This window comes from Streptomyces sp. NBC_01429 (assembly GCF_036231945.1).
GTDB lineage: Bacteria > Actinomycetota > Actinomycetes > Streptomycetales > Streptomycetaceae > Streptomyces.
Window position 1 is genome coordinate 947,090 of sequence record NZ_CP109599.1, and the last position, 21,295, is coordinate 968,384.

At 72.8% G+C, this 21,295-nt stretch carries 14 protein-coding genes and 2 pseudogenes; 6 read left to right on the plus strand and 10 right to left on the minus strand.

The window, feature by feature from the left end:
• Positions 1 to 21: 21 nt before the first annotated feature.
• The 5 genes from OG627_RS04065 to OG627_RS04085 form a co-directional block, all read right to left on the minus strand.
• The gene (locus OG627_RS04065; protein ID WP_329061487.1) at positions 22 to 822 is read right to left on the minus strand and encodes an ABC transporter permease; all 801 of its coding nucleotides are present in this window, start codon (positions 820 to 822) and stop codon (positions 22 to 24) included.
• Complete coding sequence (locus OG627_RS04070) at positions 819 to 1,760, minus strand: ABC transporter permease (RefSeq protein WP_329061489.1); 942 nt, start codon at positions 1,758 to 1,760, stop codon at positions 819 to 821. Before OG627_RS04070 ends, OG627_RS04065 begins: the two co-directional genes overlap by 4 nt.
• Positions 1,757 to 2,866, minus strand: a complete 1,110-nt coding sequence (locus OG627_RS04075) for an ABC transporter ATP-binding protein (RefSeq protein WP_329061491.1) — start codon at positions 2,864 to 2,866, stop codon at positions 1,757 to 1,759. Before OG627_RS04075 ends, OG627_RS04070 begins: the two co-directional genes overlap by 4 nt.
• Positions 2,859 to 3,947 carry an ABC transporter substrate-binding protein gene (locus OG627_RS04080; protein WP_329061493.1) on the minus strand — a complete coding sequence of 363 codons (1,089 nt, stop codon included), beginning with the start codon at positions 3,945 to 3,947 and terminating at the stop codon, positions 2,859 to 2,861. The genes OG627_RS04075 and OG627_RS04080 overlap by 8 nt, the downstream gene beginning before the upstream one ends.
• A gap of 137 nt (positions 3,948 to 4,084) precedes the next feature.
• Positions 4,085 to 5,278 (minus strand): peroxidase-related enzyme, encoded by a 1,194-nt coding sequence (locus OG627_RS04085; RefSeq protein WP_329061495.1) that lies wholly within the window; start codon positions 5,276 to 5,278, stop codon positions 4,085 to 4,087.
• A gap of 373 nt (positions 5,279 to 5,651) precedes the next feature.
• Between OG627_RS04085 and OG627_RS04090 the strand changes: the two genes are divergently transcribed.
• The 4 genes and pseudogenes from OG627_RS04090 to OG627_RS04105 all read left to right on the plus strand — a co-directional run.
• Positions 5,652 to 6,602: a GntR family transcriptional regulator gene (locus OG627_RS04090; protein WP_329061497.1), complete on the plus strand. Its 951-nt coding sequence runs from the start codon at positions 5,652 to 5,654 to the stop codon at positions 6,600 to 6,602.
• Positions 6,603 to 6,733: 131 nt separating this feature from the next.
• Positions 6,734 to 9,139: a zinc-dependent metalloprotease gene (locus OG627_RS04095; protein ID WP_329061499.1), complete on the plus strand. Its 2,406-nt coding sequence runs from the start codon at positions 6,734 to 6,736 to the stop codon at positions 9,137 to 9,139.
• A 156-nt stretch (positions 9,140 to 9,295) separates the two neighbouring features.
• Positions 9,296 to 10,309, plus strand: a complete 1,014-nt coding sequence (locus tag OG627_RS04100; RefSeq protein ID WP_329061501.1) for a lytic polysaccharide monooxygenase auxiliary activity family 9 protein — start codon at positions 9,296 to 9,298, stop codon at positions 10,307 to 10,309.
• A 200-nt stretch (positions 10,310 to 10,509) separates the two neighbouring features.
• Positions 10,510 to 11,697, plus strand: a pseudogene (locus tag OG627_RS04105) (pyridoxal phosphate-dependent aminotransferase); the annotation flags it as partial.
• Between the two features lie 314 nt (positions 11,698 to 12,011).
• Here OG627_RS04105 and OG627_RS35440 read toward each other — a convergent pair.
• The 4 genes and pseudogenes from OG627_RS35440 to OG627_RS04125 form a co-directional block, all read right to left on the minus strand.
• Positions 12,012 to 12,113, minus strand: a pseudogene (locus OG627_RS35440) (GTP-binding protein); the annotation flags it as partial.
• Between the two features lie 6 nt (positions 12,114 to 12,119).
• Positions 12,120 to 12,290: a 50S ribosomal protein L32 gene (gene rpmF, locus OG627_RS04115; RefSeq protein WP_329061506.1), complete on the minus strand. Its 171-nt coding sequence runs from the start codon at positions 12,288 to 12,290 to the stop codon at positions 12,120 to 12,122.
• A 36-nt stretch (positions 12,291 to 12,326) separates the two neighbouring features.
• Entirely contained in the window at positions 12,327 to 13,862 is a 1,536-nt protein-coding gene (locus OG627_RS04120; RefSeq protein WP_329061508.1) for a hypothetical protein, read from the minus strand.
• A 113-nt stretch (positions 13,863 to 13,975) separates the two neighbouring features.
• Positions 13,976 to 16,789, minus strand: a complete 2,814-nt coding sequence (locus tag OG627_RS04125) for a beta-L-arabinofuranosidase domain-containing protein (RefSeq protein ID WP_329061510.1) — start codon at positions 16,787 to 16,789, stop codon at positions 13,976 to 13,978.
• A 288-nt stretch (positions 16,790 to 17,077) separates the two neighbouring features.
• On the opposite strand from OG627_RS04125, the gene OG627_RS04130 reads away from it, so the two are divergent.
• A complete protein-coding gene (locus tag OG627_RS04130) occupies positions 17,078 to 17,536 on the plus strand; it encodes a ribonuclease domain-containing protein (RefSeq protein WP_329061511.1) in 459 nt (152 codons plus the stop codon).
• A gap of 233 nt (positions 17,537 to 17,769) precedes the next feature.
• On the opposite strand, the gene OG627_RS04135 is transcribed toward OG627_RS04130, so the two are convergent.
• The gene (locus tag OG627_RS04135) at positions 17,770 to 18,363 is read right to left on the minus strand and encodes a TetR family transcriptional regulator (RefSeq protein ID WP_329061513.1); all 594 of its coding nucleotides are present in this window, start codon (positions 18,361 to 18,363) and stop codon (positions 17,770 to 17,772) included.
• 338 nt (positions 18,364 to 18,701) lie between these two features.
• Here OG627_RS04135 and OG627_RS04140 point away from each other — a divergent pair, with 338 nt between their 5' ends.
• Complete coding sequence (locus tag OG627_RS04140) at positions 18,702 to 20,933, plus strand: MMPL family transporter (RefSeq protein ID WP_329061515.1); 2,232 nt, start codon at positions 18,702 to 18,704, stop codon at positions 20,931 to 20,933.
• Positions 20,934 to 21,295: the final 362 nt, after the last annotated feature.

A 21,295-nucleotide genomic window follows, 5' to 3' on the forward strand; every position in this document is an offset into this window, starting at 1 on the left:
GTACGGACGGATGTGGGGGGCTCAGCCGGATCTGAGCGTGCGGCGCAGTCCGAGGCCGCGCTCCACGAGCACGACGACGACCACGGAGAGCAGCACCAGCAGGACGGAGAGGGAGGCCACGGAGGGATCGCTGCGGTACTCGACGTACTGGAGCACGGCGACCGGCAGCGGCACGGTGTTCTGGCCGGAGACGAAGAGTGAGATCACGGTCTCGTCGAAGGACAGCAGGAAGGCGATGACGCCCCCGGAGAACAGCCCCGGGCGGATGGCGGGCAGGGTGATCCGCCAGAACGTCCTGAGTCCGTTCGCACCGAGCGTGCGCGCCGCCTCCTCGGCCCTCGGGTCCGCCGAGACCAGCGCGGCGGACACCGTCCGTACGACATAGGGCACGCTCACCCCGAGATGCGCCAGGATCAGCCCCCAGTAGGTGTCGGTGAGCGGGATCGGCGCCAGGATGAGCAGCAGCGCGAGACCGAGCACGATGTGCGGTACGAGCAGCGGCGAGAGGAAGACCGCCTCGATCGCGGCCCGGCCCCGGAAGCGCAGCCTGGTCAGCGCCAGCGCGGCCGGTACCCCGGTCGCCATCGCCAGCAGCGCGGTCACCGCGGCCGTGATCCCGCTGACCTTGAAGCCCTCGCGGAAGGCGTCGTTGGCGAAGACCTGCCGGTAGGACTCCAGGCTGAAGCCCTCCGGCGGGAAGCGCAGATAGGTGGAGTGGTCGAAGGACTCCACGAGGACGACGAGGATCGGCGCGAGCAGGAAGAGATAGAGGACGGTGAGCACGACGGCCCACACCGCCCCGGTCAGCCGGCGCGTGGTCATGAGCGGGCCTCCTGTGCGCCGGTGAAGCGGGCTTCGAGGGCTCTCTGCGCCCAGAGGTAGACCGCGATCACGATCCCGAACACCGCGAGCAGCAGCATCGAGAGGACCGCGGCCACCGGCCAGTCGAGGCTGGTGATCGCCTCGTCGTAGATCTCGGTCGCCAGCACGAAGACGCGTCCGCCGCCGATCAGCCGCGGGGTGACGTAGCCGCTCAGGCTGAGGACGAACACCAGCAGCCCGGCGGTGAGCACGCCCGGCAGGGTGAGTGGCAGGACGATCCGGCGGAAGACCGTACGGCGGGGCGCGCCCAGCGAAGCGGCGGCGTGCTCCAGGGCGGGGTCGAGCCGGCCGAAGCCGCTGATCATCGCGAGGATGGCGAACGGCATGTAGATCTCGGTCGAGGCGATGACCACCCCGGTGAGGTTGTTGGCCAGGTGCAGCGGGGCGTCGATCAGCCCGAGAGCGTCCAGTGTCTTGTTGACGACTCCCTGCCGGCCGAGGATCGCCATCCAGCCGAAGGTGCGCGCCACCGACGAGATCAGCAGCGGCGCGATGGCGAGCGCCATGAGCAGGCTGCGCCACCGGCTGGTGGTACGGGCCAGGAACAGGGCCACCGGGTAGGAGACGATCAGGGTGAAGAAGGTGACCAGCACGCCGAGTTCGACGGTCTGCCGGATCACGTTCCAGTAGTGGGAGCTGCCGAGCACCTCGCCGAAGGTGGCGAGGGAGACGGTCTGCCGGATCAGGCCGCCCTCCCCCGACTCGTTGAGCGACATCCGCACCACCCACACCAGCGGCAGCGCGTACGTCAGCAGCAGGGCCAGCAGGCCGGGCACCAGCAGGGCCAGCGCCGCGCGCGCCGGTCCCCGCCCGCGTACGGGGGTCCGCCCGCGCGCGGGGGCGGTCGCGGGAGACGGGGTCACGGTGTCCGCTGTCACGCCGTGCCCTTCTCGCCGGCCACCAGGCGGGGGGCCTTCGGGTCCCAGGACAGCTCCACCTCGGCGCCGGGGCCGTACGACGCGTGCGCGCCGGTGGGCCGTTCGACGTCCAGTACGGGCCCGTCGTCGCCGAGGCGCACCCGGTAGGCGACCGTCTCGCCCGCGTATCCCGCCGACAGGACCGTGCCGCGTACGGCGCCGCTGCCGGGGGCCGCTGCGGTGAGGGCGATCCGGTGCGGACGGAACATGACGGTGGCCGTGTCGCCCACCGCCACCCGGTCGCCGGCCGCGCGGACCGTGCCGAGGCCGGGCAGGTCGACCGAGGCCGTGTCCCCCTCGGTGCCGGTGACCGTGCCGTCGAGCAGGTTGGCGCGGCCCACGAACCGCGCGACGAAGGGGCGTTCCGGGCGCTCGTAGATGGCCTCGGGGGTGCCCACCTGCTCGATCCGGCCCTGGTTCATGACGGCGACGCTGTCGGCCATGGACAGGGCTTCCTGCTGGTCGTGGGTGACGAAGACGGTGGTGACGCCCGTCTCGCGCTGGATGCGCACGATCTCGTCGCGCATCGCCGAGCGCAGCTGCGCGTCCAGGTTCGACAGCGGTTCGTCGAGCAGGAGCACGGCCGGCTCCACGACCAGCGCGCGGGCCAGCGCCACGCGCTGCTGCTGGCCGCCGGAGAGCTGGGCGATCCGGCGGCCGGCGAGATGACCGAGCCGTACCAGTTCGAGCGCCTCGTCCACCCGGCGCTTCAGCTCCGCCTTGGGGGTCTTGCGCATCTCAAGACCGAAGGCGACGTTGCGGGCGACGTCCAGGTGCGGGAAGAGCGCGTACGACTGGAAGACGACGCCCATGTCGCGGCGGTGCACCGGCGCGTCGGTGAGGTCCCTGCCGTCGACCCGGATCCGCCCTGAGGTGGGCTCCACCAGCCCCGCGATCATGCGCAGCGTGGTGGACTTGCCGCAGCCGGAGGGGCCGAGGACGGCGAGCATGCGGCCGCGTTCCACGGTCAGGTCGATGCCGCGCACGGCGGCGCCGTCCTTGCCGGGGTAGGTCTTGGCCAGGGACTCCAGTACGAGGTGTCCGTCGCTCACCGAGGTGTCATCCACCGATGACCTCCTGCTTGATGCGGTCGACCCAGGCGGTGTAGCGGGTGGTCAGCCACGCCCAGTCGACGGGGATCTGGTTCTTCTGCTGCACGGCGGACGCCTGCGTGCGCTCCTTGGTCTCGGGCGCCAGCCGGACGTCCTTGTTGACCGGCGCGTAGAAGGCCTCGTCGTCGAAGGCCTTCTGGGCCTCGGCGCCGATCGCGTAGTCGATGAACTTCTGCGCGGCGGCGGTGTGCGAGGAGTTGTTGACCAGGTTGATGGTGTTGACCTGGGTGACCGTGCCCTCCTTGGGCAGCACCGGCTGTACGACGCCCTGCGAGGAGTCCTTGTAGTACTGGCCCCGGGCGTTCCAGCCGACGGCGACGTCCGCGTCGCCCGACTGGATGGCGGTGTAGACGTCGGGCGAGGGCTGCCAGGTCTGGACGGAGGGGGACAGGCTCTTGAGCTTGTCGATCGCTGGGTCGATGTCCTTCTGGTAGTCGGCGCCGAGGATCTTCTCCAGGGCGATGATCAGCGCGACGCCGCGGGTGTCGGCGACGGGCATCGCCAGCTTGCCCTTGTACTCCGCGTTCCAGAGGTCGTTCCAGCTGGTGGGCGCCTTCTTGACGTTCTTGGAGTTGTAGAGGATCGAGAGGCTGTCGAAGGTGACGGCGGGCCCGTAGCCGTCCTTGCTCCTCGCGGTGGGGACGAGGTGGTCGAGGTTGGGGACCTTCGCGGCGTCGAGCGGCGCGAACAGCTTCTCCTTGTTGGCCGTCGGCGCCACGGAGCTGTCCATGAGGGCCACATCGGCCACCGGGCGCTTGGTGCTGGCGCGCAGCTTGGCCAGCACCTCGGCGGAGTTCTGGATGGGGACGTACTTGACGGTGATGTCCGGGTTGGCCTTCTCGAAGGGCTTGATCACCGTCTTGGTGAAGGAGTCCTGGAAGGTGCCGTAGAACCCCATGAAGGTGACGGTCTGCTTGCCGCCCGCGTCACCCGAGGAGCCGGAGGGCGAGGTGGCGGAGGAGGAGCAGGCCGTCGCGAGCAGGGCGGTACCGGTCAGTACGGCGACGGTGGTGAGGGCGGGGCGCAGGGCAGGCATGGCGGTCTCCGGTCGGGCGGGATCGGGAGGGTCGGGGGCGCGGATCCGGGAGGGGTTCCGAGGGGGCCGAGGATTTCCGAGGAGCTGAGGAGCCACGGGCGCGGGGCGACGTCGGGCCGGGGCCCGCGGGGGGACGGCTACGCGTCGCCCGCCCGTGCGGTCCGGCCCGACGTCCCGCTACAGGACTCCCGCGCGTCGGTGCGCGGAATGCCCGCGTCGAGCTTCCTGGCGGGGTGTACGTCGCCGAGGACGAGCATCAGACGGTTCGCCCAGCCGAACAGGGCGACGGCGTGGACGAGATCGGTCAGCGCGGCCTCGTCGAGACCGGCCTCGCGGAGGGCGGCCACGTCCGCGGCGGTGGCGGCGGGCGGCGTGAGCGTCTGGGCCTGTGTGAAGCGGGCGAGGGCCAGGCCCCGGGCGTCACCGGCGAGCGCCGCGGCGCCCTCGCCGAGCACGCGCAGCGCGGCCGCCTCGTCGCGGGACAGCTGCGCGTACTTCCTGCCGTGCACGGAGGCGCAGTAGACGCAGCCGTTGGCACGGGAGACCAGCAGGGTCGCCAGTTCGCGTTCGGCGCGCGGCAGGCCGCCCCGGCCGTACATGACGGCGTTGTAGACATGGGTGCGGTGGTCGAGCGCGGCCGGGTCGTGCAGCAGCGTCCGGTAGTACGGCGAGGCGGCCGACAGGGTGGTGTGCGCGTCGAGGACGGCGCGCTGCGTGTCGGTGAGCGCGTCGGCGTCGACGGCGGGGACGCGCGGCCGCCAGGTCAGCTGGTCCAGCGTGAAGTCCCGCTCCTGTGGTGCGGACGGCGGCGCGGGGGTGTCTCCCGGCCGGGCGGTTCCGGCGGTCCCGGCGGCCTCGTCGGCCGGGGCCTGCGCCTGGGCCAGCAGCGCGAGCCCGGAGACGACGCGGGCCTCGTACGCGACGAAGGAGCAGATCTGGGCGAGGGCCACGACGGCCGGCGCGTCCAGTCCGTGAGCGGCCAGATTCCGCAGAGCGGCCGGGCCGGTGCCCGCGGGGTCGAACGTGACGCTGTCGGTGAAGTCCTGGACGGCCTCGGCCAGCGCGCGGGCCTCGGGCGTAGCGGGTTCCGGGGCGCGGGATCCGTCCGGTGCGGCGGATCCTTCCGGTGCGGCGCCGGGGGCCAGGGCCCGGTAGCGCGCGGCGAGCCGGGGCTGCCCCGTGTGTTCGGCCGCGCGGGCCGCCGCCATGATCCGCAGTGCGGGGGTGAGGGCGCCGGGGTGGTCCGGGGTGAGCAGGACGCGACGGGCGGCGTCGGTGTGCTCGGCCAGACCGGGACGGTGCGGAGCGCCGTGCTCTGTGCCCTGGCTCATTCTCGGTCCTCCTCACCCGTACCCGTGCGGTTGTCCGTCCCCCTGTCCGGCCGAAAGGACACGGCTGCCGGTGGGACAGGAGCTGAAAGTAGCTCCGCGCGGGGCGCCCGCGCAAAGCCCCCACCCCTGCGGAACAGGGCTGTTCCGTGGGCGGACGGGGCACGCCGGGACGCATGCGGACAGGGGCACCTGATGCAACAGGTCGCCGGGCTCACGTGGCAGACTTCCCGGGATAGTGGATTTTCGGCCTCACTTGATGCATCAGGTGCTCGGCGACCGCTCCCGAAGATCAGGAGCGGAGCGTCCCGGGCGGGCCGGATCCGAGGAGAAACTTCTCACTTACTGAGACGCTGTCCGAAAGGTGAGACATCAGATGGCGGTCGCGGCCTATCGGGCGGTTGCGGAAGACCTTCGGCGCCGCATCGAGACGGGTGAGTTCGCACCGGGAGACCCCCTTCCGTCCCGCGCCGCACTCGCGCGCGGCTACGGCGTCGGCTCGAACGTCGCCGCGGCGGCGGTGCGCGCCCTGACCGCCGACGGGCTCGTCAAGGGGCGGGCCGGGCGCGGTGTGTTCGTACGGGAGCGGCCCTCGTCCGGGACGATGGCCAGGTCCTGGACGCATGAGCGCCTCCAGGGCAGGCTCGCGGTCACGGCGGCCCGGACAGGAGCGGGGCCCGCGCCGTCCCGCGCCGCCCCGGACGGCGCGGTTCCGGGCAGCGCGCTTCCGGACGGCGCGGTTCCGGATGGCACGCTTCCGGACGGCGCGACCCCGGGCAGCGCGGCCCCGGGCAGCACCGCCCCCGGCAGCGGCCCCGGAAGCATCGCCCGGGACGGCGCGGGCGGCGACGCCACCGGCGACGACGGCCGTTCGGTACGCGGGACGCCGCGTTCCACCACCGGCGAGGCGCCGCAGGACATCGCCCTGCGCCTCGCGGTCCCCGCCGCCGAACCCGTGATCCGCAGCGAATACATGATCACCAGGGACGGCCGGCCCGCCATGTTCTGCGTCAGCTGGGAGCCGCTCACCGTGACCGGCGGCACCCCCGTCTCGCTGCCCGGCGCGGGCCCCATGGCGGGCAGCAGCGTGGTGGCCCGGATGTCGTACATCGGCTTCCGGATCACCCGCTCGACCGAGACCGTCACCGCCCGCACCGCCACCCGGGAGGAGGCCGACGCGCTCGATCTGACCCCGGGCGCGCCCGTCGCCGCCATCGAGCGGACCTACTACGCGGGCGACCGGCCGCTGGAGACGGCGGATCTCGTGGTGCCCGGCGAACGGTTCCGGCTCGCGTACGAGATCCCCGCCGAGCCCGCCGACGGCTGACGGCCCGCTGCCGGCGGCCCCGCCGCAGGAGACGGGCCGCAGGAGACCGGCCGGTGGGCCCGGACATCCGGCCCGATACGTCACGGACGTACGATCTGCTCTTCCGCATACGCGAGAGAAGCGAGCCCGGCGTGAGCGACCTGCCCCCAGCACGGACGACCGGCGCGGCGCCGGACCTGCCCGGCCCCGGCCCCGGCCCCGACGCCCCGCCGGACTTCCTCGGCCTGTGCGCGGACCCCGAGGACGACCGGCTGCTCCTCGGAATCGGGCGCTTCGGCGAACCGTTCCTGCTGATGGCCGCGCTCTCGCACGGCGCGGGCTCCAGCGCACTCGGTCTCGACCGGGGCAAGGCGGGAAAGGTCAAGGTCGCCGAGTTCCGCCGGATCGGCGGCCGGGTGCTGCTCGTGCTCCGCAACAAGCACCATCTGGCCACCGGAGACGCCGCGGCGGTCCGCGCGGGCGAGGAGTCCTTCGCCACCTCGGTCGTCTGGAGCGCCCCGGTGCTGCGCGAGCGCGACGGCGCCGCGGTGGTCGACGCGACCGGCCTGGCCCTCACCGACTTCCACGGGATCGCGGAGGACCTGCGGGCCCGGGAACAGGGGGCGTACGAGGTCGATCCGGACGCGAGCTTCCCGCTCGCGCGGGAGGCGACGACCGGCCCCGGCGGGACCCGGCTGCCCGCGCTGCTCACCCTGAGGGCACTGCCGGGCACCTCGCCGGGCGCGGCGCTGCGGGACGTGGTGCCCGCGCCGCGCGCCCTCAGCGTCGTCCAGCAGCTCCATCTCGTCCCGCTGCCCGATCCGGCGATGAGGGCCCGCCGCTACCACCCGGCCTCCGGCGCCTACGGCATCGGCCACGACGACCACGGCGCCGGTACGCGGGCGGGCACCCAGGTGAAACTCCAGCCCCGCTTCCGGCTCGAACCGGCCGAGGGAGAAGCGTCCGTCGGCGCGCCCGTGGCCGTACGGCGTCCGATCGTCTTCCTGATCGACCCGGCCGTCCCCGAACCCGTGCGCGGCGCCGTCGTCGAGGGCGGCAACTGGTGGCGGGACGCCTTCGAACGGGCGGGATTCCGCGACGCCTTCCGCGTCGAGGTGGCCCCGGCCGGTCCCGACGACCACGACCTCGGCGTCAACTCCGTCCGCTGGGTGCACCGGGACGGCCGCGGCTGGTCGCACGGCCAGGGGCTCACCGACCCGCGCACCGGCGAGATCATCTGCGGCCGGGTCCGGCTCGGCTCGCAGCGCGTCGAGCAGATCACCGCGCTGGCCGAGGCGCTCCACGCGCCGTACGGCAAGCCGGACGAGAGCGAGCGGCTGGCGGCGGTGGAGGCGCTGGTGCTGAGCCGGATGCGGCAGCTCGCGGCCCACGAGATCGGCCACGCGCTGGGCTTCATGCACAACTTCGCCAGCACGCACCACCCGAGCCCCTCGGTGATGGACTATCCGCACCCCCGCGTCACGGTCGGCCCGGACGGCCGCCCCGACTCCGCGCACGCGTACCCCGAAGGGCTCGGCCCCTGGGACCACTTCCTGGTCGCCCACGCCTACGGCCGCTTCCCCGGGGAGGACGAGGACACCGCGCTGGCGCGGCTGCGGCGCACGGCCGCCGAGCGGGGACTGCTCTACGTGACCGACGAGGACGCGCGGGGCCCCGAGGCGGCGCACGCGGACGCCGTCGTCTGGGTCGCGCCGGTCTCCGACGCCTTCGCCGCCCTGGACGAGGCGCTGGCCGTACGGCGTGCCGCGCTCGACGGCTTCTCGCGCGCGGTGCTGCCGCCCGGCCGGCAGACCGGGGAGCTGGAGGAGCGCGCGGTGCTGCTCCAGCTCTACCACCGCTCCCAACTCGCCGCCGTCGCCCGCCTGGTGGGCGGGGTGCGGTACGGCTACGGGCTGGCGGGCGAGGACGGCGCCGGCACCGTACCCGTCGGGGCGGACATCCAGCGGCGGGCGCTGGACCGGCTGGCCGAGCTGCTGCGCGCCGACCAACTCGCCCTGCCCGCTCACGTATTGTCCGTGCTCACGCCGCCCGCCATCCGGTACGAACGGACCGCCGAGTACTTCGACACGCGCGCGGGCCGCGTCTTCGACCCGTTCGCGGCGGTGGAGGCGACGGTGGCGCTGGTCACGCGGGAGCTGCTGGATCCGGCCCGGCTCAACCGGCTGGGCTGGCAGCACGCCGTGGATCCCGCCGTACCCTCGCCCGGCGCGGTGGTGGACACCCTGCTGCGCGCCGCGTGGCGCCCGGCCGACCCGCCGTCCGGGGAAGCCCCGGACCAGGCCGGTGCGGCGGCCGTCCAGGAGACCGCGGGCTGGGCGGTGCTGCGGGCCGTGCTCGGGGTGATGGGCGGCGACGTCCCGCACGCGACCGTACGGGCCGGGATCGGCGCGCGGCTGCGGCTGTTCGCCGAGGAGTGGCGGAACGGCGGCGAGGCGGAGCGGGAGGCGGCCCGGACGATCAGCGGGTTCCTGGCGGGGCAGAGCCGGGCGCCGCGGCTCGGCCCCGAGCCGCGCGTCCCACCGGGCGCCCCCATCTAGGCTTCAGAGCAAGGGAGTTGACCGGTCCAGAGGGTCAGCGCGCCTCCTCGCAAGATCGTCGCGGGTGCGCTGAACGCCCGGCGGGCGACGGCCGTAATAGACGGCAGGTTGCTGGGCCCCGAGGTTGGCGGGGCCCACCGAGGAGGTCTGTCACGGATGTTCCGCCATCGCACTGCCGCGTCAGCGGCCTTCGCCGGCACTGTTCCACTCCTGCTCGCGGGTGCGACGGCACTGACGGCGCTCGGCGCGGGGCCCGCGTACGCGCACGGCGCGCCGACGGACCCGCTCAGCCGGGCCGCCGCCTGCGGCCCGGACGGCGGGGCGGCGGCCTCCTCGGACGCCTGCCGGGCGGCCGTCGCCGCCAACGACGGCCGAGCGTTCGACGACTGGGACAATCTGCGGCTCGCCGGGGTCGACGGCAGGGACCGCGAGTCCATCCCGGACGGCAGGCTGTGCAGCGGCGGACTCGACGCGTTCAAGGGGCTCGACGTCACCCGCGCCGACTGGCCGGCCACTACCCTGCGCGCCGGGGCGGCGTTCACCATGACGTACCGCTCCACCATCCCCCACGAGGGGTCGTTCAGCCTCTATCTCACCCGCCAGGGATACGCGCCGGGAACGGCTCTGACCTGGGACGATCTGGCCCCTGAGCCGTTCGCCACGGCGCGGGACCCGCAGCTGGAGGGCGGCGCGTACCGCATCTCGGGCACACTGCCCACGGACCGCACCGGCCGGCATGTGCTGTACACGATCTGGCGGAACACCAGCACGCCCGACACGTACTACTCGTGCTCCGACGTCGTCTTCCCCGGCGAGGCGGCCGACGAGGACGGGCAGGCAGGGGCGGTGACGCCCGAACAGCCGCCGTCCTTCGCGCCCCGGCCGGTCACCACACTCCCCACCCATCAGCACACGCCCGCGCCTTCCCCCACCGGGCTCTCCCCCACGGCTCCTTCGGCCACTCCCTCCCCGGTGGAGACCACCGCGCGAGCGGCTGCCGGGGTTCCGGTCGCCTCCGAGCCGCCGGCCGACGACACGGCTTCGGCGGCGCGGGCGGCCGACACCGTGCCCGTCGGTTCACCGTCCGAGATCGTGCCGATGGCGGCCGGGGGCGCGGCGATCCTCGCGGGGATCGGCGTGTTCCTGCTGCGCAAGCGGCGCGTCCGCTGACCTCCGCACGCCCGGCCCCTACCGGCCGGTGGATGCGTACGTCCCCCACCGTACGGATCCACCGGCTCCCTCCCCCCTCACCGGTACGGCCCCACCCGTACCTCCCCCGCGTGTACCTCCCCTCCGTGCGGCCCCACCCGTACGGCTGTCGTCCGTACCGTCCGCTCACACTGGTCCGACCGTAGAAGGAGACCGCACCTATGTCCCCGTCACCCGAAACCGGCCTCCTGCACACCGCGGCGCACAGTCCCTCCTGGGCCATGCTGTCCCGGCTGTCACCGGCGGACTCGGCGGATCAGGTCGAGCCCGTGGGGCGGCACTCGCCCTACGCCAGGGCCGAACCGGTGCAGGAGCGGGTCGACTTCTGCATTCCGTGCAACCCGTACTTCCCCACGCCGGACATGTTCACCAGGATGCGGGGATCGCTGGAATCCATCCTGAAGTACTACCCGAGCGACGCCGACACGGTGACCTCCGAGCTGTGCTCGGTCCTCGGCCTCAACCCGCAGACGGTGGCCATGGGCAACGGCTCCACCGAGTTGATCACCTGGATCGACCATCTGCTGGTGAAGGAGAGCCTGGCCATCCCCATCCCGACCTTCGGGAGGTGGACCGACCAGCCGATGGAGACCGGCAAGCGCGTCGACATGTTCCCCCTCCAGGAGGACCAGGACTTCACACTCGATCTGCGGGAGTACGTGCGTTTCATCCGGCAGCGCGGCTCCCGGGTGGCGGTCATCTGCAACCCCAACAACCCGGACGGCGGCTATCTGCGCCGTCATCAAGTGCTGTGGCTGCTCGATGAGTTGTCGGACCTGGACCTGGTGGTCGTCGACGAGTCGTTCATCGACTTCGTGGACGCGGAACGCGCGCCGTCCGTCGCCGACGAGGCGGCCATCCGGCCGAATGTGATCGTGCTGAAAAGTCTCGGCAAGAACTTCGGGCTGCACGGCATCAGATTCGGCTACCTCGTGGCCAATCCGGCGCTCGCCGCGACGGTGCGCAGGGCGCTGCCGAAGTGGAATCTGAACTCCTTCGCCGAGAGCGTCGTCTTCATGATCAAGGAGTACGGGGTGGAGTACCACGAGAGCCTGGCGCTGCTCTCGCGTGACCGCGCCCATATGGCGCAGGCGCTGGCGGCGGTGCCCGATCTCATCGTCTTTCTCTCCCAGGGGAACTTCCTGCTGGTCAAGTTGCCCGACGGGGTCGACGGTGTGGCGCTGCGCGACCGGCTGCTCACCCAGTACGGCATCTTCATCCGCGAGTGCGGCAACAAGCTCGGCAGCAGCAGTCAGTTCGTGCGGCTCGTGGTGCGCCCGCACGACGACGTGCAGCGGCTGCTGTCCGCCCTCCAGTCCTGCCTGCCCGCCGGGCCGACGGGACTGGCCCGCCACCCGGGCCCGGCGGCGGCCCATGCCACGTCGTCCCTGCCCGCGCTGAGCCCGGCGCGCTGAGGCGCGTCACCCGCCCTCCACCGCGAGGGCGGGTGACGCTCGGCCGCTCCTCAGACCTCCGGGAGAAGCGGCTCCACGGCACGCGGCTCCACGGGACCCGTCTCGGGACCCGTCCGCTCGGGGTGCTCGTGCGCACAGGCGTCGTCGCTCCCGTACGTGTCCCAGGCGGGGAACGGATCGTCGCACTCCCGGTCCCGGTCGCCGTCGGTCAGGAGACAGGCGGTGAGCGCGTCGTGCAGCGCCCCGGGACGCAGACCCGCGCGGTTGCCGAGGACCTGGTCGAGCAGTGCGGTCCTGCCCGCGCCGAGGAATCCCGACAGCACGGTCACGGGCAGGGGGGCGTGCCGCATACGGGCTCAGCCGTCCGGGCGCAGCAGACCGCGCTCGTACGCCTTGGCGAGGCGCTGGGGTACGAGGTACGAGGCGCCGTCGACGGTGACGGGGACGAGCTGCGGGGTGGCCGCCTTCCACTGGGCGCGGCGGTGGCGGGTGTTGCTGCGGGACATCTTCCGCTTGGGTACGGCCATGGCGAACCTCCGGGGTGCGTGTGACTGAGCCGCACGCTATATGAAAATGACTTCCATCACCAAAACACTGGGTGAGCGCCCCGCCGAGGGCGACACGTAGGCGCGCAGGTGGTGCGTGCCCGGCAGGTCCGGGAGGCGCCGCAGACGCCAGGAGCGCGCGTACGCCGGGGGTTCGTCCGCCCCCGACACCACGACCGCCACCGGACGGTCGCGGGCGAGGGCCGCGAGCCGCGCCGGGGTGATGGAGGCATCGTGGCCGCCGGTCTGCCGTGACGCGCAGCGGGCGCGGAAGGCGATCCGTACGGCTTCCTCGCCGCTGACCACGCAGGGCGGCCGTACCCCCTGGCGGCCCAGCTCGGCCGCCACCCGGCCGAAGGCGGTCCGGTTGACGCGGGCGCGCGCGGCGGCGCCGTCGAGGATCCCGTACTGGACGACCAGATGCGCGCCCAGCAGTACGGCGAGCCCGGCGGCCGCCACCGGCCGGGGGCGGGCGGCCTCGGCGATCCACAGCAGACAGAGCGCCGCCGGTAGGGCGAGCAGCGCGTACGCGGGCAGCAGGAAGCGCGGCGCCGCGTAGCCGATCAGCAGCAGATACGGCACCGCGAGCGACAGCCCGGCCAGCGCCGGTACCAGCACGACGGCCCGCAGCCGGACCCGGGCCGCCAGCAGGACGCCGCCGGCGACGAGCGGCGGCAGCGCGAACCACCACACCCCCGTGCCCGGCCGCCGCCATGCCACGTCGCACGGGCGGCACAGCAATCGCCCCTGAAGCGCGCGCAGTTGGTCGTAGAAGGCGAGGTGCCAGCCCAGCGCGCCCTGGATCTCGTCGGCCCGGCGCAGCCGCGCGACGAGCCCGCCGTAGCTCAGATACGCCTCGACGACCCAGGGCGCGCAGCCGACAACCACCCCCGCGACGAGCGTCAGCAGCAGAACGGGACGCCGCCACGCACCGACGCACAGCGCGGCGACGGTGAGCGGCAGCGCGAGCCAGCAGGCGTCAGTGGGCCGCATCAGCGCGACGAACGCCATCCCGGCGCCGAGCCCGGCGAGGGCGGCGCGGTCCGCGCGGTCCCGGGCGGCGCGCAGGAAACAGCCCACCGCGAGGAGGGAACCGAGCGCGACCCACAGATTGGGCATCACCTGCGGCCCGTAGAGCACGGTGATCCACAGTCCGGCGAACAGCGCGCCGGCCAGGGTCAGTACGCGCGCCGGGAGCAGCGGGCGCCACACCCGCAGCGCGAGGAACAGTCCGGCGCCGGACAGCAGGGCCAGATAGACCCGCAGCGCCTCGACGGACGGGGTCAGCGCGGTCAGGGGCGCGACGAGGAACGTAATGCCCCGGGCGCGCGGCGCGCTGAAGAACGCGGCGTCCACCCCCGGGCTGACCTGGCTGACGTACACCGTCTCGTCCCAGCCGAGCCCCGCCCCGGCCACCAGCAGCGCCAGCTGTACGAGCGTGTAGACGACCGCGACGGCCGCCGGCCCGGCGAGACCGCCGCCGGCCCGCCAGGCCGCTCCCGGCCTCGGCGGCGTCCGGCGCGGGCCGGACACCGTCGTCGAAGTCTGTGCCATGGCACCCACGCTGCATTCGCGCCGCTCCCCCGGCCACCGGGACGCGGCAGCCGGGCCAACCGGCGCGGGAGCGGGCGGGTCCGCCGGACGGGATCACGGCGGACCCGCCGGGGTCAGGGCAGGTAGGAGGCGCTGCGCGCCGTGCTCACCACCGTCCGGCCGTCGGCGCCGCCGAGCAGCCCCTCGGCCACCCAGGCGTCCACCGTGCCGCGCACCCGCGCGACGAGCGCGCCCTTGTCCGCGAACGGGGCGCCCGCCCAGATCTCGTCGAGCAGGCTCGTACCGTCGGGCCGGGCCGGATTGGCGACGCCCGAGTCGGTACCGCCGAAGACGACGCGGGGTTCGTCCCGGCGGAAGTAGACATGGGTCGGGTCCTGCGTCCCTTCGAGGAAGGGGGCGAACTCGGTGCCGCGGAGGGTGTAGTGGAGCGGCTTGCCCTCGACCGGGGTGAGGGCGGGCCGCAGGTCCCCGGAGAGCGAGGCGTTGCCGTAGAACCCGAACCGCGGATAACTCGTCGCGGTGGAGCGGGCGACGAGATTGACCGGACCGTGGAAGAGCGACTGGAGGGTCGGGTCGTCGGGTGTCCGCTCGGCCCGGACCCGGAAGGGAACGCGGACGCGGACGGTGTCACCGGCGCGCCAGGTACGGGCGATCGCGAAGTAGCTGCCGGGGCGCGCCGTCCCCTCCGCCCCGCGACCGTTGATCGTCACCTCGAAGCCGCCGTCCGCCCAGGACGGCACGCGCAGCCGCAGCTCGAAGGCGGCGGAGCGGCCCCCGGCGGCCCCGATGGTCAGGGTGGAGCCCTGTTCCGTGGGGTAGTCGGTCCTCTGGGTGACGGTGAGCCCCCGCTCGGCCCAGGTCAGCGTGGACGGACTGTACAGATTGACGTAGAGGGCGCTGTCGTCGGCCGCCCTGAAGTACACCGAGTCCTGGTATTTGGTGGCGCTCTCCATCCCGGTGCCCTCGCAGCAGGTGGTTCCCGACTTCGGTGTGTAGTCCCGGACATGACCGGGCGTCAGTCCGATGAAGTACGTGACGAGCGGCTTCTCGGCGTCCGCCCTGTCCTGCTTGGAGCCGAGGACCTGGTTGTAGAGCGCGCGTTCGTAGTAGTCCATGTACTTCGGGTCCTGGTCGTGGAGGAACAGCGCGCGGCTCAGTTTGAGCATGTTGTACGCGCAGCAGGTCTCGGCGGTGGTGGTGTTGATCGTTCCCGCCACGACGCCGTGGGCCCGCCAGAACTCGGTGCTGCTGGTGCCGCCGATGGAGTACATCCGGCCGGGGACGACCATGTCCCAGAAGTTCCTGGCGGCGGCGAGGTAGCGGGCCTCGCCCGTCACGTCGTACAGCCGCAGGAGCCCGGTGAAGATGGGGATGTGCTGGTTGGCGTGCAGGCCGTCGAGGACGTCCCGGTCGGCGGCGCAGGCGTCGATGAGGGAGTCGAGGTCGAACATCCGCGCCAGAGCGAGGTGTTCGGCCTTCCCGGTCAGGGCGTACAGATCGCAGACCGCCTCGACCAGCCCGCCGAACTCGCCGCTGGAGAAGATGCCCCACATGCGTTGCAGCGTGCTCGCGGGCAGCCGGGACAGCCGGAAGTGCATCCAGTCGCACAGGCCGGAGGCGAGGTCGAGCGCCCGCGCGTCGTCCGTGGCCAGATGGGCGTCGATCAGACCCTTGAGGATCTTGTGCGCGGTGTAGTACGGCGCCCACACCACGCCGTAGTCGCTGCTGGTCATGGACTCCAGCGTGATGAACTGCGTCTCCGGGTACGCCGCGAGGAACCCCGGATGGCTCGGCCCGCCCCAGGTGCGGCGCAGTGTGGCGTGCAGGCCGCGCCCCGACCCGTCGGCGAAGGTGCCGCCCGCGGTCTCGTCGAAGGCGTACGAGGCCAGGTCGCCGGGGCCCGCAGTGGAATCGGCGGCGCGGCTGCCCTGGAGCGCCGTGATCTCCTCGGCGGTGAGCGCGCGCGACCAGATGTTGAACTCGTCGAGGGCACCGGCGAACACGGGATCGGCGGAGTAGTGGGAGCGGCCCAGCCAGTGGTCGCGCAGTGTGCCCAGCGACGCCGGGTTGAGGGTCATTCCCGTGTGCCGCGCCACGGCGGTTCCGTTGACGTAGAGCGTGCCGGTGCGGCCGCCGATGGTGACCGCCAGGTGGCTCCACCGGTCCGGCGGGAGCGGCGCGTCGCCCACGAGGGCCTGCTCGCCCGAGGCCCCGGTGGCCGTCACGGCGAAGCGCGGCACCCCGTTCGCGTCGCGGGCGGCGAGGTAGAGATAGCGGGAGGTGTCGTCGCCGAAGTCGAGGACGCGCGCCCAGGCGGCGTCGTGAGCGGGCCGGACCCAGGCCGACAGGGTGACGTCGGCGGCGCCGTCGAGTACCGGGGCGGGCAGGTCGACGTACTGGTGGGAGCCGCGGACGTTCTCGGCGGCGGTGCCGAATCGGCCGGCCGTGCCGAGTACGGCGGGGGAGGTCCGGAGCGCGGCCCTGACCTCGGCCAGGGCGCCGACCATGGAGCCGATCCTGTCGGCGTACACCCGGTCCCCGGTGCTGCCGTAGGACTGGGCGAGCATCGTGAGGAAGTGGCCGGTGTAGTGGCCGCGGAGATTGCCGTTGGCCTCGCCGTCGAGGCCCTCCCACCCGCCGGGAGCGACCGCGCCGCGCGTGGAGAGCCCGGCGTTCGCCCGGAAGACCTGGAGCAGCCGGTCCACGTCGTAGCCACGGCCGTGATCGAGCATGAACCGGCGCTTCGTGGCGAAGACGCCCTGATGCAGCGTCACCTCGTCGAGGCCGAAGGGGTGGAGTTTCCAGGAGGCCGGTGCCGGGAGGGTGGCGGCGGCGGAGGGACCCGTCGCGACGGAGGAGATCCCCGAGGACGCCGCGGCGATCGCCGCGGTCCGGAGGAGGGCTCGTCGGGTGAGGGGCGGTGCCATGGCTTCCTCGTCTCTGTGTGCGTCTGCGTCTGCGAGAGGTGCCGGTCGCGGAACTGGGCACGTCTCCTCACGAAGCACTGGCCGTTCGATATGACGAACATCGTTCGGTAATCCGATCAGAAGATAGATTCGGGACGCGGGCGCGTCAACGATTCCGGCAAGGCCGGCCGGACGCGCGACAGTCACCGGGGTCCCGAGCCGGTACCCCGCCCGGCATCCCGCCCGGGACGCGAACGAGGCGGCGTGACAGGCCGTGACCGATCGGCCCGGCGGCCGGTTTGGAGGAGTATGACTCTCTTCCGTAAGCGTTACGCGGCAGCCGCCGCTCTGCTGCTGACCGCGCTCGCCGTTCCGGGCGCTTCCTCCGCGACAGCGGGAACCCCCGTACCGGCGCCCGCTCCCCGGGCCGCCGATGTCATCGATCCCCCACAGCCCGTCGAGGCGTTCCCCGGCCAGGTCAAGGAGGCCTGCGGGATCTGGAAGGAACTGGACTGGCCGGCCGCCAACCGCCCCACGGACTACCCGGTCGTGAACACCCGCTTCGTGATCCGCGGCAGCAACACCTACCGCAACCGCTCCGGCGACCTCCCCGCCGACGGCACCTACCGCGAGTACGACGTCAACCCCCGGAACCCCGGACAGCATCGCGACGCCGAGCGTCTGGTCCGCGACCCCGACACCCACACCGTCTGGTACACCGGCGACCACTACGACAACTTCCAGGAAATCGCCTCCGGCTGCTCCTGACCCTCACCCCACCCCGGACGCCGTCCGCCCCCGGGGCGGGCCGGGCGGCGTCCGGGACAGCCCGGGCCGCCCCGGGCCGCCCCGGACCGGCTCCCGCGCGGCGGACAACGCGGCATCAAGCCCCGCTGAGGCCCGAGTCGGCCTGCGGTGCGTGTGCGCGCGTGGTGCGTAGGCACCAGGACATGTGCGTGGCTGGTCCGCGTGTCCCGGGCCCTTCCACACCCGCGCCCCGCCTACGGGAGCGTGAGCGTGGCGAAGGCTTCGTCCAGGAGGCCGACGAGGTCCGCACGTCCGTCGGACCCGGTCCAGTGGTCCAGGGCGATGTTCAGACACTCCAGCGCCGCGGCGGCCTTCACCGACAGCGCCACCGTCTCGGGCCGCGGCGGATCGGTGCGCTCGGCGAGCGCCCGGACCAGAAACGGGCGCCAGCCGTTCTGCTTCTCCCGCCGCCGGCTGCACAGGGCCGGAGTGCCCATGATGAGGTGGGTCGTCGCGAGCGCCTCGGCCGGATCCTGCCGGTACGGCTCGACGAGGGCGTCCAGCGAACGCCGCAGCGCCGTCCAGTCGTCCTCGTCGGCGGGGCGGGCGCGCAGGGCCTCGGCGAACTGCTCGCCCTGGGCCTCGACGGCGCCGAGGACGGCGTCCTCCTTCGTACCGAAGTACCGCAGGAAGGTGCTGCGGGACACTCCCGCCGCCGCGGCCAGGTCGTTGACGGTGACCTGGTCGAAGCCCTCGCGACGGATCAGGTCGTAGGCCGCCTGAGCCAGCTCCGACCGCACGGCCGCCCGTGCGATGTCCCTTGTTCTCGTACGCGGTCCTGCGTTCACCTCACGACCCTACCTCTCGCTCGGCCCCTGCTCGCATGAGTGAGTCACAGTCTCCAGCATGACACCGGGTACCAATGGCGGTCGCCGATTCACGAATGAGTCATGCCCTCGGCCACGACGCGTGACCGGCTTCCTCGGCCCCGACGGGGCCGGAACGGCGGGGAGGGTGTAGCTGGCTACACCCCGGGTTCGGGAGGGTGGTCCCTCGTGGCGGAGCCCGCCGGAGCGGATCGTGGAGATCACTGAGGCACGCCGTCCCCGTCTCCACCCGACGCGGACGGAGGGAGCCTCTCTTCCCCTCTGTCCTGTACCGCCGATGTGGAGGCGTTCTCACCGCCATGGCAACTTTCCTGTACCACGTGGGCCGCGTCGCTTTCAGGTGGCGATGGCTCGTCACCTTTCTGTGGGTAGCCGTCCTGGGCGCTGTCGGCTTCGCCGCCATGAGGGCCCCGGCCGCTCCCGATGACGGGTTCGCCATGCCGGGCATCGAGTCCCAGAAGGCGTTCGATCTCCTGGACGAGCGCTTCCCCGGCACGGGAGCCGACGGGGCGAGCGCCCGCATCGTGTTCATCGCGCCGAGCGGGGAGAAGGTCACCGCCGCCGGGAACAAGGCCGTGATCGAGGATCTGGTCGACGAGGCCGCCGAAGGCCCGCAGGTGGCCGGCGCGGTGGACCCCTTCCAGGCGAAGGCGGTCAGCGAGGACGGCTCCACCGCCTACGCCACCGTCTCCTTCAAAGCCCCCGCCGCCGATCTGACCGATGCCGGCAAGGAGCACCTGGAGAACGCCGTCGAACAGGCCCGGGACGCGGGCCTGACCGTCGAGATCGGCGGCGACGCCCTGGCGACGCAGCCGGCGGCGGGCGGGTCCGCCGAGATGATCGGCATCGCGATCGCGGCGGTGGTCCTGCTGATCACCTTCGGGTCCATGGCCGCGGCCGGGCTGCCGCTGCTGACCGCCGTCATCGGCGTCGCCGTCAGCATGACCGCCATCATCGCCCTGGGCAGCACGTTCGGACTCTCCCTGACCAGCGGGACGCTCGCCTCCATGCTGGGGCTGGCCTGCGGCATCGACTACGCCCTGTTCGTCGTCTCCCGCTACCGCGAGGAGCGCGGAAAGGGCCGCGCGCCGAGGGAAGCCGCGGCCATGGCCGTCGGTACGGCCGGGTCCGCGGTGGTCTTCGCCGGTCTGACCGTGGTCATCGCGCTGGCCGGACTGTCGGTGGTGGGCATCCCGATGCTCACCAAGATGGGTCTCACCGCGGCCGGCGCCGTCGTCGTCTCCGTCCTCATCTGCCTGACCCTGGTCCCTGCCCTCCTCGGCTTCTGGCCCGACGCCGTCCTCGCACGCCGCGTCCGCAAGGGAAAGAAGCCCCGCCGTGCCAAGACGGACAGCGCGGGCAACGCCGAAAACGCCGGCAGCCGCTGGGCACGCCTGGTCATACGCCATCCCCTGCCCGTGCTGCTGCTCGGCGTCGTGGGCCTGGGCGCGCTCGCCGTGCCGGCCGCCGACCTCCAACTGGGCATGCCCGGCGACGAGGCCAAGCCCACCTCCACCACCGAACGCCGCGCCTACGACGCTCTCGCCGACGGCTTCGGCCCCGGCTTCAACGGCCCCCTGACCATCGTCGTCGACACCAAGGGGACCGACGATTCCAAGGCGGCCGCCGCCGTGATCAGCAAGCGGATCGCGGACACCCCGGGCGTCGTCTCCGTCTCCCCGGCACAGTTCAACAAGACCCAGGACGCCGCGATACTCTCCGCAACCCCCTCCACCAGCCCCACCGACTCCAGGACCATCGACCTGGTCAAGACCATCCGCGCCGAACGCTCCGGCATCGAGCGGGAATCCGGCGCCACCTACGAGGTCACCGGCAGCACCGCGATGAACATCGACGTCGCGAAGAAGTTCCAGGACGCGCTGATCCCCTACCTGATCGTCGTGGTCGGCCTGGCGATCGTGCTGCTGCTCCTGGTCTTCCGCTCCCTGCTGGTACCGCTGAAGGCCGCCCTGGGCTACCTGCTCTCCGTACTGGCCTCGCTCGGTGTGGTCGTCGCGGTCTTCCAGTACGGCCACGGCGCCGCACTCCTCGGCGTCGAACAGACCGGCCCGATCATGAGCATGATGCCGATCTTCCTGGTGGGCATCGTCTTCGGCCTCGCCATGGACTACGAGGTCTTCCTGGTCTCCCGGATCCGCGAGGCATACGTCCACGGTGAGCAGGCCCGGCAGGCGATCGTCTCCGGATTCCGCACCAGCGCCCGCGTGGTCGTCGCCGCCGGGCTGATCATGGTGGCGGTCTTCTCAGGATTCGTCGGCGCCGACGAATCCATGATCAAGATGATCGGCTTCGGGCTCGCCATCGCCGTCCTCTTCGACGCCTTCGTCGTCCGGATGGCCATCGTGCCCGCCGTCCTCGCCCTCCTCGGCGACCGCGCCTGGCGCCTGCCGCGCCGACTCGACCGGATCCTGCCCCGCATCGACGTCGAAGGAGAGGCCATCACCCGCAAGCACCCCGCCCCCGCGACACCGGCCGACCAGGACGCCCCCGAACGCGTCCTCAGCAAGTAACCAACCCGGCGGCCGCCTCCCGCAGGCAGCCACCCCCTGAGACCGGGGCCACCATGGCGGTATCGGCCCCGCACTCGCCGGACCCGTGGGGACGGGGAACGGCGAGAACCCTGAGCCCGGCGACGAGCACCCGCTCGCCGCCGGGCTCAACGGCGTTCACCGCCCAGAAGCGGACCCGACGGAACCGTCACCGTGACCGCTCCCCGCTCAGGTCCCTGATGCCCGCCGCGGCATGCTGCGCCACACCCTCTACATCGAGGAGTTCACCCACGCCCTCGCCGCCGAGTGGCTGACCTACCGCCATCGGCGCTGGCCTGGCCTCGACCAACCCGCACCTGCTCGTCAGCCAGCGCACCGCGCTC

Bases quoted from the DNA above. Each gene is read 5' to 3' on its own strand.
- OG627_RS04125 (WP_329061510.1), bottom strand. From the start codon at position 16,789: ATGGCACCGCCCCTCACCCGACGAGCCCTCCTCCGGACCGCGGCGATC.
- OG627_RS04065 (WP_329061487.1), bottom strand. From the start codon at position 822: ATGACCACGCGCCGGCTGACCGGGGCGGTGTGGGCCGTCGTGCTCACC.
- OG627_RS04130 (WP_329061511.1), top strand. From the start codon at position 17,078: ATGACTCTCTTCCGTAAGCGTTACGCGGCAGCCGCCGCTCTGCTGCTG.
- OG627_RS04085 (WP_329061495.1), bottom strand. From the start codon at position 5,278: ATGAGCCAGGGCACAGAGCACGGCGCTCCGCACCGTCCCGGTCTGGCC.
- OG627_RS04100 (WP_329061501.1), top strand. From the start codon at position 9,296: ATGTTCCGCCATCGCACTGCCGCGTCAGCGGCCTTCGCCGGCACTGTT.
- OG627_RS04080 (WP_329061493.1), bottom strand. From the start codon at position 3,947: ATGCCTGCCCTGCGCCCCGCCCTCACCACCGTCGCCGTACTGACCGGT.
- OG627_RS04120 (WP_329061508.1), bottom strand. From the start codon at position 13,862: ATGGCACAGACTTCGACGACGGTGTCCGGCCCGCGCCGGACGCCGCCG.
- OG627_RS04090 (WP_329061497.1), top strand. From the start codon at position 5,652: ATGGCGGTCGCGGCCTATCGGGCGGTTGCGGAAGACCTTCGGCGCCGC.
- OG627_RS04140 (WP_329061515.1), top strand. From the start codon at position 18,702: ATGGCAACTTTCCTGTACCACGTGGGCCGCGTCGCTTTCAGGTGGCGA.
- rpmF (WP_329061506.1), bottom strand. From the start codon at position 12,290: ATGGCCGTACCCAAGCGGAAGATGTCCCGCAGCAACACCCGCCACCGC.